The 15,807-nt window shown below is 63.2% G+C and carries 14 protein-coding genes; 7 read left to right on the top strand and 7 right to left on the bottom strand.

Annotation, left to right across the window (positions count from 1 at the left end):
• Positions 1 to 71 precede the first annotated feature (71 nt).
• A complete protein-coding gene (locus tag ACRQ5J_RS21130) occupies positions 72 to 626 on the bottom strand; it encodes a flavodoxin family protein (protein ID WP_432379534.1) in 555 nt (184 codons plus the stop codon).
• A 194-nt stretch (positions 627 to 820) separates the two neighbouring features.
• Here ACRQ5J_RS21130 and ACRQ5J_RS21125 point away from each other — a divergent pair, with 194 nt between their 5' ends.
• A complete protein-coding gene (locus ACRQ5J_RS21125; protein WP_432379532.1) occupies positions 821 to 1,699 on the top strand; it encodes a class I SAM-dependent methyltransferase in 879 nt (292 codons plus the stop codon).
• Positions 1,700 to 1,709: 10 nt separating this feature from the next.
• Here the strand turns inward: ACRQ5J_RS21125 and ACRQ5J_RS21120 are convergent, their stop codons facing one another.
• Both ACRQ5J_RS21120 and ACRQ5J_RS21115 read right to left on the bottom strand, forming a co-directional pair.
• The gene (locus tag ACRQ5J_RS21120; RefSeq protein WP_432379530.1) at positions 1,710 to 2,723 is read right to left on the bottom strand and encodes a glycoside hydrolase family 43 protein; all 1,014 of its coding nucleotides are present in this window, start codon (positions 2,721 to 2,723) and stop codon (positions 1,710 to 1,712) included.
• A 12-nt stretch (positions 2,724 to 2,735) separates the two neighbouring features.
• On the bottom strand, positions 2,736 to 4,223 hold the full coding sequence (locus ACRQ5J_RS21115; RefSeq protein WP_432379528.1) for an MFS transporter: 1,488 nt from the start codon (positions 4,221 to 4,223) through the stop codon (positions 2,736 to 2,738).
• A 205-nt stretch (positions 4,224 to 4,428) separates the two neighbouring features.
• On the opposite strand from ACRQ5J_RS21115, the gene ACRQ5J_RS21110 reads away from it, so the two are divergent.
• Positions 4,429 to 5,133 carry a glutathione S-transferase N-terminal domain-containing protein gene (locus tag ACRQ5J_RS21110; RefSeq protein WP_432379526.1) on the top strand — a complete coding sequence of 235 codons (705 nt, stop codon included), beginning with the start codon at positions 4,429 to 4,431 and terminating at the stop codon, positions 5,131 to 5,133.
• Between the two features lies 1 nt (position 5,134).
• On the opposite strand, the gene ACRQ5J_RS21105 is transcribed toward ACRQ5J_RS21110, so the two are convergent.
• Positions 5,135 to 5,890 (bottom strand): hypothetical protein, encoded by a 756-nt coding sequence (locus tag ACRQ5J_RS21105; protein WP_432379524.1) that lies wholly within the window; start codon positions 5,888 to 5,890, stop codon positions 5,135 to 5,137.
• Between the two features lie 101 nt (positions 5,891 to 5,991).
• Between ACRQ5J_RS21105 and ACRQ5J_RS21100 the strand changes: the two genes are divergently transcribed.
• From ACRQ5J_RS21100 to ACRQ5J_RS21085, 4 genes are all read left to right on the top strand, one after another.
• Complete coding sequence (locus ACRQ5J_RS21100) at positions 5,992 to 6,831, top strand: M15 family metallopeptidase (protein ID WP_432379523.1); 840 nt, start codon at positions 5,992 to 5,994, stop codon at positions 6,829 to 6,831.
• A 102-nt stretch (positions 6,832 to 6,933) separates the two neighbouring features.
• Positions 6,934 to 10,692 (top strand): type VI secretion system membrane subunit TssM, encoded by a 3,759-nt coding sequence (gene tssM, locus ACRQ5J_RS21095; protein WP_432383702.1) that lies wholly within the window; start codon positions 6,934 to 6,936, stop codon positions 10,690 to 10,692.
• On the top strand, positions 10,689 to 11,657 hold the full coding sequence (gene tagF / locus ACRQ5J_RS21090) for a type VI secretion system-associated protein TagF (RefSeq protein ID WP_432379521.1): 969 nt from the start codon (positions 10,689 to 10,691) through the stop codon (positions 11,655 to 11,657). The genes tssM and tagF overlap by 4 nt, the downstream gene beginning before the upstream one ends.
• A gap of 12 nt (positions 11,658 to 11,669) precedes the next feature.
• Positions 11,670 to 12,425, top strand: coding sequence for an OmpA family protein (locus ACRQ5J_RS21085; RefSeq protein ID WP_432379519.1), 756 nt, complete (start codon positions 11,670 to 11,672; stop codon positions 12,423 to 12,425).
• On the opposite strand, the gene icmH is transcribed toward ACRQ5J_RS21085, so the two are convergent.
• The 3 genes from icmH to tssJ are packed head-to-tail and all read right to left on the bottom strand — an operon-like array spanning position 12,426 to position 15,188.
• Positions 12,426 to 13,208 carry a type IVB secretion system protein IcmH/DotU gene (icmH, locus tag ACRQ5J_RS21080; RefSeq protein ID WP_432379517.1) on the bottom strand — a complete coding sequence of 261 codons (783 nt, stop codon included), beginning with the start codon at positions 13,206 to 13,208 and terminating at the stop codon, positions 12,426 to 12,428. It abuts the gene before it with no gap.
• The gene (gene tssK, locus ACRQ5J_RS21075; protein WP_432379515.1) at positions 13,205 to 14,551 is read right to left on the bottom strand and encodes a type VI secretion system baseplate subunit TssK; all 1,347 of its coding nucleotides are present in this window, start codon (positions 14,549 to 14,551) and stop codon (positions 13,205 to 13,207) included. Before tssK ends, icmH begins: the two co-directional genes overlap by 4 nt.
• A gap of 13 nt (positions 14,552 to 14,564) precedes the next feature.
• Positions 14,565 to 15,188 (bottom strand): type VI secretion system lipoprotein TssJ, encoded by a 624-nt coding sequence (gene tssJ / locus ACRQ5J_RS21070; RefSeq protein ID WP_432379513.1) that lies wholly within the window; start codon positions 15,186 to 15,188, stop codon positions 14,565 to 14,567.
• Between the two features lie 34 nt (positions 15,189 to 15,222).
• Between tssJ and ACRQ5J_RS21065 the strand changes: the two genes are divergently transcribed.
• A complete protein-coding gene (locus ACRQ5J_RS21065) occupies positions 15,223 to 15,804 on the top strand; it encodes a tetratricopeptide repeat protein (RefSeq protein ID WP_432379511.1) in 582 nt (193 codons plus the stop codon).
• Positions 15,805 to 15,807: the final 3 nt, after the last annotated feature.

The raw sequence follows: 15,807 nt of genomic DNA, 5'->3' as shown, positions 1-15,807 counted from the left end.
GCTGAGAGGAAGTATCAGGCATGCCTGTCAGTGAAGCGCCCGTGAGCATTCACGGGGCTTCGGGCTGGTGCTTACTTCGCCAGGCGGGCGGCCACTTCGGCCACGCGCTTGCCGTAGGCTTTTGCGGTGTCCAGGTCGCCTTGCGGGATTTCGTCGACGCTGGCGTCGGATGGCGATTGCACCAGCAGGCCGACCGAGCCGCCGAGGTTGTTCAGGTCGGTGCGCTGGGCAGCCTTGGTGTTGGCCGGCGCCAGGCCCAGGCTGACCCAGATGCCGCCATGTTGCGAGGCCAAGGTTTGCAGCGCGATCAGCGACACTTGCTTGTCGCCGTTGAAGCTGGCGCTGTTCGAGAAGCCGCCGAACACTTTGTCCTGCCAGCCGCGGGTGAACCAGACCTTGGAGGTGGCGTCGGCGAATTTTTTGAACTGCCAGCTCGGGCTGCCCATATAGGTCGGCGCGCCGAAGATGATGGCGTCGGCCGCCGCCAGCTTGTCCCAGCCGCCTTCCGGCAGGTTGCCTTCGGCGTCGATGGCCAGCAGCTCGCCGCCCGCGCCTTCGCCAACGTATTCAGCCACGCGCTTGGTGTGGCCGTAACCCGAGTGGTAGACAATAATGACCTTGCTCATAAATGCTCCTGGTAAATTGTGGGAATTTGCAGTGTAAGGGATTCGCTATCTGTCTGGTAAGTACGTACCAAAAGGTTAGTGGCGGGACTATCCCGCAAGAAGGAGCGATGTTGCGACATCTGTTGTTTGCCAACCTGGTGTCGACGGTTGGCGGTGGAGTATGATTTTGCTACCTATTCACCAAGGGATCGCGCATGAGTCAGAAAAACATTGAAGTCACCATCCTGGAATCCCTGAATCACTTGCTGGCCAACCATCCCAACCTGTTGCCGGCGGTGTATGACATCGTGCACACCCAGTTGGGCCTCGCCAAGGATCAACTGCCCTGGCTGCTGGGGCAGAACCGCATCCCCTTGGTCGATATCAACCAGTTTGGCTACGACCAGCAGTTGGGCGTTGAACACGACATCCGGAGCAAGTACAACTTTGAAGGCGATCTGGCGCGCATCTACGCCGAGAACAAGGGCTATCTGGTGCACAAGTGGCACCACTATATTCCGCTGTACGAGCGCTACTTCGGCGCTTATCGCGGCAAGCCGGTCCGCTTTCTGGAGATCGGCGTCAGCAAGGGCGGCAGCCTGCAGATGTGGCGCAAGTATTTTGGCGAGCAGGCGGTTATCTATGGTGTCGACATCAATCCCGAGTGCGCGCAGCTAAATGGCATCGCCGGCCAGGTGCGCATCGGGTCGCAGGACGATGTCGATTTTCTTGCTGCGGTGGTCGAGGAAATGGGCGGCGTCGATATCGTGCTCGATGACGGCAGCCATCAGATGGCGCATATTCCGGTGACGCTGAAGGCCTTGTTCCCCAAGGTCAGCGAGGGCGGCCTGTACATGATCGAGGATTTGCATACGGCCTATTGGGAAACCTTTGGCGGCGGCTACCGCTCGCCGCACAACTTCTTCAGCACCATCGTGCAGGACTTGATGGATGACCTGCACCACTGGTATCACATCGATGGGCAGAAGGTGCCGGAAGTGAGCAACTCCTGCCCTGGCATACACATCCACGATTCGGTCGTGGTGCTGGAGAAGCAGCGCGTGCAAAAGCCGTCGCGCTCGCTGATCGTCTGACGAGGCGAGCCTACTTGCCGCCGTATGGCGAGATGGTTTTGATGTTGCCCTGCTCGTCGTAGAACAGCTCGGTCACCTTCACCGAGCGCAGGTGGGTGATGCCTTTGGACAGGCTGCTGTCGTGGTAGTAGAGGAACCAGCGTCCATCGAATTCGACGATCGAGTGGTGCGTGGTCCAGCCGATCACCGGCGTCAGGATCTGGCCCTGGTAGGTGAACGGGCCATACGGGTTGTCGCCGGTGGCGTAGCACAGGAAGTGGGTATCGCCGGTCGAGTAAGAGAAGTAATACTTGCCATTGTACTTGTGCATCCACGGGCCTTCGAAGTAACGGCGGTCGTGGTCGCCGGTCAGCAGCGGCTTGCCGTGCTCGTCCAGAATCTCCACCGCGCGCGGCGCCTCGGCCAGCGATTTCATGTCGGCCGACAGGCGCGCCACGCGCGCGGTCAGCGCCGGCTGGTCGGCCGCCGGTTCCTCGTTGCCGTCGGCGTAGACATTGTCGCGGTACTTTTGCAGCTGGCCGCCCCAGATGCCGCCGAAGTAGATGTAGAACTCGCCGTTGTCCTCGAATACCGCCGGGTCGATCGAGTAGCTGCCTGCGATCGGCGTCGCTTCCGGCGTGAACGGGCCGGTCGGCTTGTCGCCCACGGCCACGCCGATCTGGAAGATGCCGTCCGCCTTCTTGGCCGGGAAGTACAGATAGTATTTGCCGTCCTTGCGCGCAGCGTCCGGCGCCCACATCTGGCGCGCGGCCCACGGCACGTCCTTCACATGCAACGCCACGCCGTGGTCGGTGGCGGGGCCGTCCGGCGTTTCCTGCGACAGCACGTGGTAGTCCTCCATGCCGAAGTGGTCGCCGTTGTCATTGAACGGAATGCCGGCTTCGATGTCGTGCGATGGGTAGATGTACAGCTTGCCGTCGAACACGTGCGCCGACGGGTCGGCGGTGTAGATGTGCTTGACCAGCGGTTGCGAGATAGCGTGTTGCAGGGCCTGTTCTTCGGCCGGCGTCAGTTGTTCGGACATGGGGTGACCTTCTTAGTGGGTGGCGGCGGCGCGGCGGGCAAACAGGTCTTGCTCGATGGTGCGCTCGGTGGCCTTGTTGATGTGGTAGAAGTAGAGGATCGCGGTGCCCAGCAGGAACGGGATCGAGGCGTAGACGCTGATCGAAACGCGGATGCCGTCGGCCACCGCCGGCGCCTGCTGCGCCAGCGTGCCGTCGTAGCCGTAGCTCGACAGCAGCGCGGCGACCAGCGCGCCGCCGATGCTGAGGCCGGCCTTGAGGCCGAAGATCATCGCCGAGAACAGCAGCGCCGTGGCGCGGCGGTTGTTCTTCCATTCCGAATAGTCGGCCACGTCGGCGATCATCGCCCACAGCAGCGGGATGGTGATGCCATAGAAGAAGCCGTGCAGGATCTGCGCGCCGAAGATCAGGCCGATCGAGGTCGGTGCGAAGCCGTAGAACACCAGCATGAACATGGTGGAGGCGAACAGCGTGGCGGCGTACACGTCGCGCTTGCCGAAGCGGTCGGCCAGCGATTTTGAAAAGCCGATGCCAATGATCATGCAGACGATGCCGGCGCCGTTGAACAGGCTGAAGGCCGAGGTCGCCGGGTCCTCGGGCCACTGGAACCTGGTCAGGCCGACGCCGTTCAGCGCCGCGTTCAGGTGCACGATGAAGCCGTTGAAACCGATGTCGTCGAGGAACTGCGCCAGCGCCGCCTGTTGCAGGTAGTCCTTGAAGTAATAGATGTACAGGCCGCCCTTGAGCGCCAGCGTGATGAACACCAGGATGGTCAGCAGCAGCATCACCACCCACGGCTTGTTGCCGAACAGGTCGACGATGTCCTGGCGTACGCTGGAGCGCTGCGCGGCGGTTGGCACGATGCGTTCGCGCGTGGTGAAGAAGGTGATCAGGAAACAGATGGTGCCGGCCACCGCGAAGATGATCATGGTGTTCTGGAAGCCGGCCACCTTGTCGCCGCCGCCGAGGATCAGTACCAGCGGCAGCAGCAGCACCTGGATGATCAGCTGGGCGATCATCACCGCGACGAAGCGGTAGGCCGACAGGCTGTTGCGCTCCTGCATGCTGCCGGTGAGCACGCCGCTAAGCGCCGAGTACGGCAGGTTGTTGGCCGAGTACACCAGCATCAGCATCAAATAGGTGAGGGTGGCGTAGATGATCTTGCCGCGCTCGCCCAGGTCCGGCGTGCTGAAGGCAAGGATGGCGATCAGGCCGAACGGGATGGCGGTCCACAGCAGCCAAGGGCGGAACTTGCCCCAGCGCGTGCTGGTGCGGTCGGCAAGTAGGCCCATCAGCGGATTGAAGCAGGCGCCCGCCAGGCCGCCGACGAAGATGATGGTAGCGGCGGCGTTGGCCGGAATCTTGTAGACGTCCGTGTAGAAAAACGCGATGAAGGTGAGCAAGGTCTGGAAGATCAGGTTGGCGGCCAGGTCGCCCAGGCTGTAGCCGATCTTTTCCGTGACCGAGAGTTTGCCCGCTGGGCTAGGGGTGGCGTTGGTCATGATGTCCGATATTGTTGTGTTCGGCCGGGTCTCCACGGCGCTTTTCATGGTATTACCATGTTGCGATGCGCAAAATGAATAGCGCAACCATTTCATTGTGACTTTTCCGGCAACCAACGTCAAGCGGATTAATGTACGGCCGTCAGCAGGTTTGCCGCGCTTGGTACATAATCAGCAAATCGTTCATTTTGAAAGTATTCGCACCATGGCAGACCTGTCCGCATTTCCCATCACCGGCAAGTGGCCGGCCCTTCATCCTGAGCGCATTCAGCTGTATTCGCTGCCGACGCCGAATGGCGTGAAGGTGTCGATCGCGCTGGAAGAGACTGGCCTGGCGTATGAGCCGCACCTGGTCAGCTTCGACACCAGCGACCAGATGTCGCCGGAATTCCTGTCGCTCAACCCGAACAACAAAATTCCCGCGATCCTCGATCCGGACGGTCCGGGCGGCAAGCCGCTGGCGCTGTTCGAATCGGGCGCGATCCTGCTGTACCTCGCCGACAAGACCGGCCAGCTGATACCCAAGGATGCGGCCGCGCGCTACGAGACCATCCAGTGGGTGATGTTCCAGATGGGCGGCGTGGGGCCGATGTTCGGCCAGCTGGGCTTCTTCCACAAGTTTGCGGGCAAGGAGTATGAGGACAAGCGTCCGCGCGACCGCTATGTCAATGAATCGAAGCGCCTGCTGGGCGTGCTGGAGCAGCGGCTCGAAGGGCGCCAATGGATCATGGGCGATGAGTACACCATCGCCGATATCGCCATCTGGCCGTGGGTGCGCAATCTGGTGGGCTTCTACGGCGCCGGCGATCTGGTGGAGTTTAGCAAGTTTAGCAATGTGCAGCGCGTGCTGGCGGCTTTCGTCGCGCGTCCTGCGGTGGCCAGGGGGCTGGAGATTCCCAAGCGCGGCTGACTCAGTGATGGCCTTGCGCCGGCGCGCGGCAGGCGGCGTCGGCCTCCCACCTGCCGGAGCAGATGCGCGAGCGGCACAGCATCCCTTCTATCATGCCCAGCTGCCTGCAGCGCGCCAGCAGTTGCTCCGTGGTGTCGCCGTCCTGACGTTCGACGACGTCACGACTGCGCTCTGACGTCACCGGCGCCGACTGGCCAGCGTGCGCGACCAGCGCGGTCAGCAGGGTGACGTCCGTGTCGCCCGCGGCCGCGGTCGTTGATGGCGCGGCCGACGCGGGGCGTGTCGGGCCCGGCTTGTACTGCACCACGCGCGGCGACGCCTGCGCTGCTGCGGCGTTGGCAATCGCGGCGGTGACTGCGGTAGGTGTCGGCGCCACGCCTGTGGGCGCTGCGCCTGCTCGCACCGTGGCCGGCCCGGCAGTTTCCCCTGGTTCGTTGATGATCGCGGCGGCTTGTTCCCGAGCCTGCGGATGCGCGATGCTGGCCGCCCTGGCCGGCGATGTCGTGGCCCGTGTTGTCGTGTAGGCCGGGCCTGGCCGGAACGTCTCCGGCGTAATCCGCTGGTCGTGCAGCAGCCAGGCCGCCACGCACATTAATAAAAGCAGCGCGCACAGGCTGATGCTCCACCCATCGATGGTCCAGCCGGCTGCGCGCACCGCTACTGCCGGCGCGCGCGGGCCATGTTCCAGTTGCGCCAGAATGCGCTTGCCTTGGACGCGCGGCGACGCGCTCATCAGATCAGGCTTCGACGTTTCCACATTTCCCCCTCGTATTTGATCTGGCCGGTATCGCTGTGCTGCGAACGGCCTACGATGAAGTGTCGTGTCTGCGGCGTCAGCCCGTTTTGATGGAGCGCACCATGTTTCTCGTTTCTATGCTGCTGTTCTTCGTATTGACATGCTTTTGCGCATGGCTGTTGCTTTTTCCAGCCGGCCGCGAGGCGATGACGCACGCGCTTGGCATGGCCGGTCGCCGCGTTGGCCAGCGGGTGCGCGGTGGCGCCCGCCTTGGCGCGAGGCAGGCGGCAGGGCTGGGGCGGGACGCTGGCGGCGCGCTGCGCCGCAGTGCCAGCTTGCTCAAGCGGCGCTGGCCGCTGCTGCTGGCCGCCTCGGTGCTGCTGACCGTGCCGCCGTTGCTGGCCTTGCTACTCAGCGGCCGCGACATGCTTTCCGCGTACGACAGCGACACGCAAGCCATCAACGACCAGATCGCCGGCCTGCTGCAAGGCGAGCAGCTGATGGCGCCGACGCCACCGCCGCCGCTGGTCTTCACCACCGCTGAAGTGACGCTGGTGCGGCCGATGCTCGACAGCGCCAACCGCAACTGGCAACTGCTCGATCCCGCTTTTGCGCAGCGCCTGCTGCTGGTCTTCAAGATCATGAAGGAGCGTCACGGCTACGACATGGCGATCCTCGAAGGTTATCGCAGCCCGGAACGGCAGAACACGCTGGCGGCGGCCGGTCCGAGCGTGACCAACGCCAGGGCGTTCCAGAGCTATCACCAGTTCGGCCTGGCCGCCGATTGCGCCTTCCTGCGCGGCGGCAAGCTGGTGATTTCCGAAAAAGATCCCTGGGCCATGCGGGGTTACCAGTTGTACGGCGCGGCGGCCGAGGCGGCCGGCCTTACCTGGGGCGGTCGCTGGACCATGATGGATTTCGGCCACGCCGAGCTGCGCGTGCCGGGCACGTTGAATAAGTAAGCGCCATTGTTCTTGCGCAAGAAAAGCAGGCTTTGTTGGTGGCACCATTGACCGGTCCGCCTGCTGCCTGGGCGTCGTCGTCTTCGCCGGACACCATCTATGATGCGCAGAATCTGGAGCTTTCTGACCGATAGTCGCAACCTTACCATCATGGGCCTGGCGGCGATGGCGGCCCTGTTTTATCTGGGCGCGCAAGTGCTGGAGCTGGCGTTGATCTGGGCACTGATCGCCACCGCCGTCATGCTGGCGCTGGCGGGCGCGGTGTGGGGTTGGCGCCGCTGGCGCGCCCGGCGCGAGTCCGGGCAACTCGGGCAGGCGATCAGCCAGCCGGAGCCGGTGGCCGATCCGTCTGTGGCCGAGGTCAATGCGATCCGCGACAGCATGTTGAAGGCGATTGATACCATCAAGGGATCCAAGCTGGGCATTGTGGCCGGCACACGCGCCTTGTACGAACTGCCCTGGTACATGATCATCGGGAATCCGGCTGCAGGAAAAAGCACGGCGATCACCAACTCCGGCCTGCAATTTCCTTTCGCGGATGGCAAGGTGCTGCAAGGCGTGGGCGGCACGCGCAACTGCGATTGGTTCTTCACGACCGAAGGCATTCTGCTTGACACGGCTGGCCGTTACTCGGTGCTGGATGAACACCGAGCCGAGTGGTACGGCTTTCTGGATTTGCTGAAGAAGTACCGCCGTCGCGCGCCGATCAACGGCATCATCATCGCGGTCAGCATTGCGGAGCTGCGCGGCGACGATCCCGAAGCCGGCATCAAGCTGGCGCGCAGCTTGCGCAAGCGTGTTCAGGACCTGATCGAAAGGCTGGAGGTGTTTGCGCCGGTGTACGTGGTGTTCACCAAGGCTGACCTGATTGCCGGCTTCGGCGAGTTCTTCGCGCAGTCCGAACGCGCGGAGCGCGAGCGCGTATGGGGCGCCACCATGCCGTATCAGCGCAAGACGAGCAGCCAGCAAGTGATGGCCTTCTTCGACCACGCCTTCGATGAGCTATGCGACGGCCTTAAGGCGATGAGTATCGCTACCATGGGCCAACAGCGGCGCGAACGCATGGAGCCTGGGGTGTTCACCTTTCCGCTGGAATTCTCGACGATCCGCACGGCGCTACGCTCCTTCCTCGTGACGCTGTTTGAAGAGAATCCATTTCAGTTCAAGCCCGTGTTCCGCGGCTTTTACTTCACCAGCGCATTGCAGGAGGGGGTGCCGCTGAGCGAACAATCGCAGCGTGTGGCGAAGCGCTTCGCCCTAGCGAGCCCTGTTGCCGCGCCGGCCGGCGTGGCGGGACACTCCGGCTTCTTCCTGCTGCATCTGTTTCGCAAGGTAATCTTTGCCGACAAGGATCTGGTTTCCCAATACGCCAGCAAGAACAAGGTGCGGTTGCGCTATGCGGCCTTCTTCGGTGCGGTACTGCTGCTGGGCGCATCGCTTAGTGGATGGACCTGGTCTTATATGAGCAACCGTCAGCTGGTGAGCAATGTGCAAGCGGACCTGGATAAGGTCATCAAGCTCCAGGCCAGGCGGCTGGACCTGCAATCGCGGCTGGAAGCGCTGGAGATTATCCAGGACCGCATCGGCCAGCTGGAGAAGTACCGCGAGGCGCGTCCCTGGTCGCTGCGCATGGGGCTTTACCAGGGAGAGGCGCTGGAGCGCAAGCTGCGCGAAGAATATTTCGCCGGCGTGAAAAACGTGATGGTGACGCCCGTGGTCGAGAATCTGGAAACGCTGCTGTCTGAAATGAACGCGCACGCCAGCGAGCTGCAACCCTCCGGTACGCCGCGTCCTGCGCAGGGCGGGCAGTTCCAGCAAGCGTCGCCCACCAATGTGGACGATGGCTATAACGCCCTCAAAAGCTACCTGATGCTGGCCGATAAATCGCACGCGGAAGCGAGCCACCTGAACGACCAGTTGCCACGCCATTGGCGCGCATGGCTGGAACAGAACCGGGGCGCCATGCCGCGCGAGCAGATGATCCAGAGCGCCGAGCGCCTGATGTCGTTCTATCTGGCGCAGATTCCCGATCCGGCCTGGCCGCGTATCGACCTGAAGCTGGCGCTGGTGGACCAGTCGCGCGAGAACCTGCGCCGCGTGGTGCGCGGCATGCCCGCGCGGGAGCGCGTGTACGCCGACATTCGCGCCCGTGCCAATACGCGCTTCGCCGCAATGACAGTGGCGCGCATGGTGGGGGAACAGGATCAGGCCCTGGTCACCGGCAGCCACGCGGTGCCTGGCGCCTACACGCGCGAGGCATGGGAGAAGTTTGTGCAGGAAGCCTTCCGCGACGCGGCCAACCGCGAGTTGCAAAGCACCGACTGGGTGCTGAAGAGCGCCGCGCGCGACGACCTTACGCTGGAAGGAAGTCCGGAGCAGATTCAGAAAGGATTGTCCGATCTGTACCGGACCGACTACGTGCGCGAGTGGCACAAGTTTGTGCAGGGTGTCAGTATCGCCAATCTGGGCGGCTTCGACGCGGCAGTGACGGCGATGAACCGGCTTGGCGATCCGCAGTCATCTCCGTTGTCGAAAGTTCTTGCGGAGATCCACCAGCAAACCTCGTGGGACAATCCCACGGTGGCAAGCGCGCAGGTGAGGGAGGCGCAGACGGGCTTCATCAACTGGATCAAGTACAGCGTGTTGCGCCGGTCCCCGGCGCAGATCAATATCAATCTGCCGGCGGAACGCCCGGGCGGCGGGCTTGGACCGGTGGGACGGGAGTTCGCGGGCATCGGCAGGCTGGTGGCGGTCAAGGACAAGGATGCGTCGCTGATGCGGGCCTATATGGAGGTGCTATCCCGGCTGCGTAGCCGACTCAATCAATTGAAAAACCAGGGCGACCCCGGACCCGGTGCGCGGCAGTTCATGCAGCAGACCCTGGAAGGCAGCGGCTCGGAACTGGCCGACGCGCTGCGTCATGTCGATGAGCAGATGCTGGCCGGGATGACGGACGCGCAGAAGCAGGCCATGCGGCCGATTCTGGTGCGGCCGCTGATGCAGACCTTTGCGGTGCTGATCGGGCCAGCCGAGGCGGAGATCAACAAGACCTGGCTGGCGCAGGTCTACGAACCGTTCCAGCAGACGCTGGCCAACAAGTATCCGTTCGCGCCGAATGCACGCATTGAGGCGGCCAGTTCGGAGATCGCGCAGTTCTTCGGTCCGGATGGCCTGGTGGCCAAATTTGCCACTGGTACGCTGGGGCCCTTGGTGCTGCGGCGTGGCGATGTGCTGGCGCCGCGCACGTGGGCGGATATGGGTATCACGCTGTCGCCGCAGACGATACAGCGCTTCCCGGCGTGGATTGCGCCGATCGGTGCCGGCGGCGTGGCGTCCGGCTCCGCCGCGCAGACGGTGTTTCAGATCCAGCCGATGCCGGCGCCGGGAACGCTGGAATATACGGTGGAGATAGACGGCCAGCAGCTGCGCTACCGGAATACGCCGGCGCAATGGGCGAACATGGTGCACCCCGGTCCGCAAGGCGCTCCGGGTGCGCGCATCACCGCCGTCGCCTTCGACGGCCGCAGTATCGATGTGTTCAATGAGCCGGGGCAGTTTGGCCTGAAGCGCATGATCGACGCGGCGGTCAAGCAGAAAAAGGACGGCGGCGCCTTCGAGCTGCGCTGGACCAGTGGAGCGATTACGGTGGCCATGGGCCTGAAGATAGTCAGCAGTCCGGATAGCAGCGCTACCGCCAATGCACCGCACGACCAGGGCTTCCGTGGCATGCGGCTGCCTGAAACCATCGTTGGCGCCTCGCCCGACGCCGCTGGCGCGATGGGGACTTCCGCGGCCGCATCGCCGGCGGTGGCGGCTCCTTTAGCGCCCGCTGTCGGGGCGATGACCGGAGCGGCCCAATGAAGCGTGGACCACAGGCCACACGCATCGGCTACTTCGGCAAGCTGCCCGCTTACGCCGACTTTATCAAGGCCGCAGACAACGTCGCTTTGGCTGCCTTGCTCGACGACTGGCTGGCCGACGTAATGAATATTCTCAGCGCGAGCCCGCGCTGGAAGCTTAGCTACGACGCCATGGAACCGCTGAGCTTCGCCTTTGTCGGCACCCGCAGCCGGCGCGCTATCGCCGGCCATCTCGCCGCCAGCAGCGACAGTTCGCAGCGCCGCTATCCGTTTCTTACCATGAGCGCCATCGAAGTCGGTGCGCCGGCAGCCTTTATTCCCCGCAGCCCGCTGGTTCTCGCTCCCCTGTGGGAAGAACTGAGCGCGCTTGGCGCGGAAGTGCAAGCCGCCGCAGATCCGGACGCCGCGCTGCAAGCGTTATCCGTGGCCCGCGTTGACATCGATCCAGCCAGCGAACAACATGAGGCGGACTTTCTCGAATTCCTTGATCGTCACAACATCGGCGCGCTGGAAGCGATGCTCTCCAGCGCCTGCGTGCGCCGCACGGTGTTGGCAATCGGTCTGCTGTTGCAGCCGGTGCGCCGCAGCGGCGCCGAACGGCTGGACAAAAGCCTGGTCCTGCCGTTGCCGCAGGCCGGGCGCCAACGCTGCCTGGTCGCAGCCTTCTGGCTGGACCTGATCATGCCCTTCCTCCAGCAGGCGGATTTTGAACTTGGCCTGTTTCTCGCGGACGTCGGCGAACGGCCATCGTTGATCATCGGCTTCGGCGGCGCCGCGCCGGAAACGCTAGCCGCCATCATCGACCCGCAATGCAGCGCCGAGCAGCAGATCAGCTTTGATTATGCCGGGTGGGTCGATGAGCTAATCGCCTGCGATCCGAATGTGCAAAAGCTCGCCGCCTATCTTGAGCAAACCCAGCTCTCCTTGCGCTCGGTGCAAGCGCTCTTCCATGAAACCTTTGTTTGAAAGGGGCACGCCATGTCCAGGAAAACGCTGCTGATTGCGCTGCTGCTAGCCAGCGGGGGAAGCGCGGCCCAGACGCCGGGGCAGATCGTCGTCACTGGCGCGGTGCCGGATGAAGCCAGCAAGGCGGCCTTGCTGGCTAATGTGCGGGCGCTGTACGGCGCAGAGCGCGTGGTGGACCAGATCAGCATAGCCCAGGTATCGCTGCCGCCCAACTGGAACACCTATGCGCAAAAGCTGATCGCGCCGAACCTGAAATTGATCAGCAAGGGAGAGCTGAAGATCGACGGCACCAACGTCACCTTGCGCGGCGAGGTGGCGAACGAGGCGCAGCGCCAACAGATCGCCAGCGACATCGCCACCAGCCTCAATCCCAGCTATACCGTCAACAATGGCCTACGCGTCAGCGCCGCCGAACAGAATCTGCTCGACGACACGCTGGCCAAGCGCATCATCGAATTCGATAGCGGCAAGGCGACGCTGACGCCATCTGGCCAGGCCATTCTCGATGAAATGGCGGCCGCGCTGCAAAAGGTCAAGGGTAAAAGGGTGGAGGTCATCGGCCACACCGACAACGTAGGCCTGCGCGACAGCAATCTGGCCCTGAGCCAGGCGCGTGCCGAGGCGGTGCGCACCTACCTGTCCGGCAAGGGCGTCAGCCAGGACATGGTGATGGTGTCCGGCCAGGGACCGGATCGCCCGGTGGCCGAAAACAGCACGGCGGAAGGGCGGGCGCGCAACCGCCGCATCGAGTTCCGCGTGGCGCAGTAGTCATGGCAGTGTGATCGTGACGTAGGCGGGACGCGGAGCCAGCTTGACCAGGTCCGCATACGCCGCCAGCGATTCCTGCGTGGAGCGGGACAGCGAGGCCTCAAGGCCGATGAACGCGCCCAGCGCAATCACGCTGAACACCGCCGAAACTGCCCACAATGGCGTGTTGGAGCGCAGCTTGTGCACGATCTGGTCGGGACGCTCGGCCTGCGGCGCGAAGCCTTTGCTCTTGCCCTGCATGTGCGCAATCTCGTCGCCGAGGCGGGCGGTCAGGTAGGCCAGCTTGTCGCTGGCATCCAATGCGTATTTGCCGCGAAAGCCGATGAGCAGGCACATATGGAAGACCTGTAGTGCCGGCAGCCGTGAACCGCCGGCGCTACGCAGGGCTTCGAGGCGATCGAAGAAGTGTTCGCCCGCCAATTGGTCGCCGAAGATCACCAGCTGCAACGGGCGGCGTTCCCACGCCATCCGCATCGGAAACTGCGACGACAGGATGATTTCGTCCAGCGCCGCGCAGAACGCGTACTTGGCGGCGTCGATGTCTTCTCCCTGCGCGCGCAGCTTGCGCGCTTCGCGGTCGAATTCCGCCAGGTAGGCGGTAACGGTGTCGAGGAACGGTGCTTCACCCGGCGGCACGCTGCCGTTCTTCAGCATGAACAGCATGTAGAAGCCCTCCTGCAGCAAGTCGAGCAATGTATGCACGTGGCCATAACCAGGCTGGATTTGCTTGCGCTGGCCACCCATCAGCGTTGGGTTGGCGCGGCGTTCCACCTGCGGCGTCATGCTGTCACCGCGATCAGGTTGAGGCGCAGATCGCGTATGCCGGCCGGCACGTAGATCGATATAGACTGCGCTTTGAGCATCTGTTCATACAACATGCCTTTGCCCTCCAGTGCGAAGTAGTAAGTGTCCGGCTGGATCGGAATCGCGGCCGGCACTTGTGGCGCGTGCGTGAGTTTCACCCCCGGCATGGCCGACAACACGCATTTCTCAACGTCGTCCGGCGCGCCGACCTTGACGCGCAGCGGTACTACCTCCACCAGTTCCAACGCCGGCAGCGCCGCGCCCACTGCCAGGTACAGCGTGGTGCGCTGGTCAATCTTGCCGGAATCGAGCTTGCCCAGATGGTAGCTGGGCTTTTCTTCGGTGAGCGAGATGGAAAAATATTTTGTCGAGATGACGGTGTCCAGCAGGTCTCGGATGATGTCGTCCAGCGCGGAGAAGCAAGACGCGGGATCTTCGTGCTGGTAGCTGGGCAGGTCGATCAGCGCATACTGTTTCGAGTAGGTCATCATGGCGCCGGCCAGTGCGAGCAGCGCCTCGAACAGCCGTTCCGGATGCAGTTCGGGATGTCGCGCGTAGTGCATCAGCGCCGCCGCCGAGGTGCTGACAGTGTGCAGCAGCCAGAAAGACGAAACATCGCCCGAGCGGAACTCGATCACATTGCGGCTAGGCTCGCGCATATGGCCTTGCAGCGACTGGACCTTCGCCTGCAAGGCTTCCAGCAGCCGGTCCAGCATGGCCCTGAGGGCGGGTGCGCTAGCGATCGAGAGGCCGGGTGGAATGAACGACGGATCGGCCTCAAATCCGCCGGTGACAGTGCGCCGCAAACGTATCACCGGTACGCACTCGAAGGCGCCCAGCGGCTCCAGGTCGGACAGCAGGCGCACCGCGCTCTTCAGAAAGATGACGTCGGCGCCGACCGCCTGGGTGTACAGGTCCGCCATCTGGCGGCTGGACTGGCCGTAGCGCGCGCCGCCATGCTGCTCGCCAATGGATGCCGCGTTACCGCCTGCGGGCGACAGCGAGGGCAGGGCTGCGTACCAGGTGATATCCATTACGCTGGCAGGAATGCGCGCGAGGTCGATTGCCGGCGGCAGCGGTGTGCTGGATGGCGCGTCGATGATCTCGCCATCGCGGAACATCAGCGACAACGATTCGAGTCGCAGCTTGCCGGCCTTGAGCGCGTCGAAATCCCAGCTGATCTCGCGCACGCCCCAACCATACGGATGCATGGCCTGCACGGTATGCAGCAGGCGGGCCTCGTGGTACTGGTCTTGCTGCTGGAAGTGCTGCGGACGGAGGAACAGTCCCTCGCCCCACAGCACCTTGGATGGAATGCTCATGCTGTCTCCTCGTTCAATTGCAGCGCACTGGCGCCAATGACTCGCCTGTGCTGATGGCGCAGGCATGCAGACCTATCGTGACGCCATTCCTCTCGGCGTCTGCGGCGGCAATGACGGTCCGCCAGCGATTGGGCGCTGGTGCGCGGAACAGCGCCACCACGCCGATGTGGGAAGCCTCGCGCGTCACCTTCTCGGTGATTTCGTAGCGCTGGCCGGGTATCAGCATCACTTCCTTTACTTCCAGCAGATCGTCGCCGAGCATCTGGCGTTCGCTGTGCTGGCTGAGAAAGCTGTCGGAGTTCATCCGCTGGAACGCCGCCGGTTGGCGTAGTTTGTAGATGCGCACGGCCAGCGCGTAGGGCTGCCGGCCATCGCCGGCGTTCAGATTTGGGCCTGCATGCAGGCGTATCGCCACATTGCGAGCTGGCTTCTGGCTTTCCGGCAGGCGTTGGCTTGCACAGCCTTGCAGCACAAGCAGTGCCGCGATCAGGATGAATTTCATGGCGTCTCCAGGCGATCCATCCATTAGAGCGAAAGCGGTGGCGCTACTTTTTGCGAAGGCGCAAGCAAAGAGAAAAGAAGACGGCGCTTGAGTAAGCGCAATCGCCAATCCGCGCATTTCATGAATACTGGCCATCTCTTCTCAACCGGTGACGCGAAAGGAGGAACCGATGAGTGATGCAAGATCAATACTGTCCTGTGTAGCCAGCCTGCTGTTGCTAACGGCCTGCGCGACGGATGGCGCCAGCGTACGTGCTGACAGGACCCAGTCACCTACGCTGGATCGTGCGCTGGCGGATGCGGATGCAGCGCTGGCTGCCGGCCAGACGGATAAGGCACAAAGCATCCTGAAAAGCGCCGCTGCCAATTATCCAGCCGATAAAGCGCCGTGGCTGCAAATCGCGCAGATCAAGTTTGATCGCGCCAACTACGGCGAGGCGATCCTGAACGCGCAGGAAGCCCTGCAACGCGACCCTGCCGACAAGCTGGGGAACAGCATCGTCGCCGTTAGCGGCTTGCGTCTGTCAACCAAGGCGCTGACGGACCTGAGCCGGCAAAACAACCTGAGTGGCTCGCTTCGTTCCGAGGCACAGGATCTGGCCAGGCTGTTGCGCACCAGTCTTGGCGAAGAGGTGCTGGTGCCGCCAGCAAATACCGCCCGCAACAAGCCGGTGGCGCCTGCCCCGTCGAAGAAGGGCGCCCCCGCAAAGAACAACAACTCAATCAACGATCCCTTCGGCGGATTGAAATAAGGA

Source organism: Duganella sp. P38 (genome assembly GCF_050859475.1).
Lineage (GTDB): Bacteria > Pseudomonadota > Gammaproteobacteria > Burkholderiales > Burkholderiaceae_D > Rugamonas.
Note: the sequence above shows the minus strand (reverse complement) of the source record. Positions and strands in the feature narration are given on the sequence as shown.

Coding starts and splice junctions, on each gene's coding strand:
- tagF (WP_432379521.1), top strand. CDS start 10,689: ATGAAGCGTGGACCACAGGCCACACGCATCGGCTACTTCGGCAAGCTG.
- ACRQ5J_RS21110 (WP_432379526.1), top strand. CDS start 4,429: ATGGCAGACCTGTCCGCATTTCCCATCACCGGCAAGTGGCCGGCCCTT.
- ACRQ5J_RS21115 (WP_432379528.1), bottom strand. CDS start 4,223: ATGACCAACGCCACCCCTAGCCCAGCGGGCAAACTCTCGGTCACGGAA.
- ACRQ5J_RS21085 (WP_432379519.1), top strand. CDS start 11,670: ATGTCCAGGAAAACGCTGCTGATTGCGCTGCTGCTAGCCAGCGGGGGA.
- tssK (WP_432379515.1), bottom strand. CDS start 14,551: ATGAGCATTCCATCCAAGGTGCTGTGGGGCGAGGGACTGTTCCTCCGT.
- ACRQ5J_RS21125 (WP_432379532.1), top strand. CDS start 821: ATGAGTCAGAAAAACATTGAAGTCACCATCCTGGAATCCCTGAATCAC.
- ACRQ5J_RS21120 (WP_432379530.1), bottom strand. CDS start 2,723: ATGTCCGAACAACTGACGCCGGCCGAAGAACAGGCCCTGCAACACGCT.
- icmH (WP_432379517.1), bottom strand. CDS start 13,208: ATGACGCCGCAGGTGGAACGCCGCGCCAACCCAACGCTGATGGGTGGC.
- ACRQ5J_RS21065 (WP_432379511.1), top strand. CDS start 15,223: ATGAGTGATGCAAGATCAATACTGTCCTGTGTAGCCAGCCTGCTGTTG.
- ACRQ5J_RS21130 (WP_432379534.1), bottom strand. CDS start 626: ATGAGCAAGGTCATTATTGTCTACCACTCGGGTTACGGCCACACCAAG.
- ACRQ5J_RS21100 (WP_432379523.1), top strand. CDS start 5,992: ATGTTTCTCGTTTCTATGCTGCTGTTCTTCGTATTGACATGCTTTTGC.
- tssJ (WP_432379513.1), bottom strand. CDS start 15,188: ATGGCCAGTATTCATGAAATGCGCGGATTGGCGATTGCGCTTACTCAA.
- tssM (WP_432383702.1), top strand. CDS start 6,934: ATGCGCAGAATCTGGAGCTTTCTGACCGATAGTCGCAACCTTACCATC.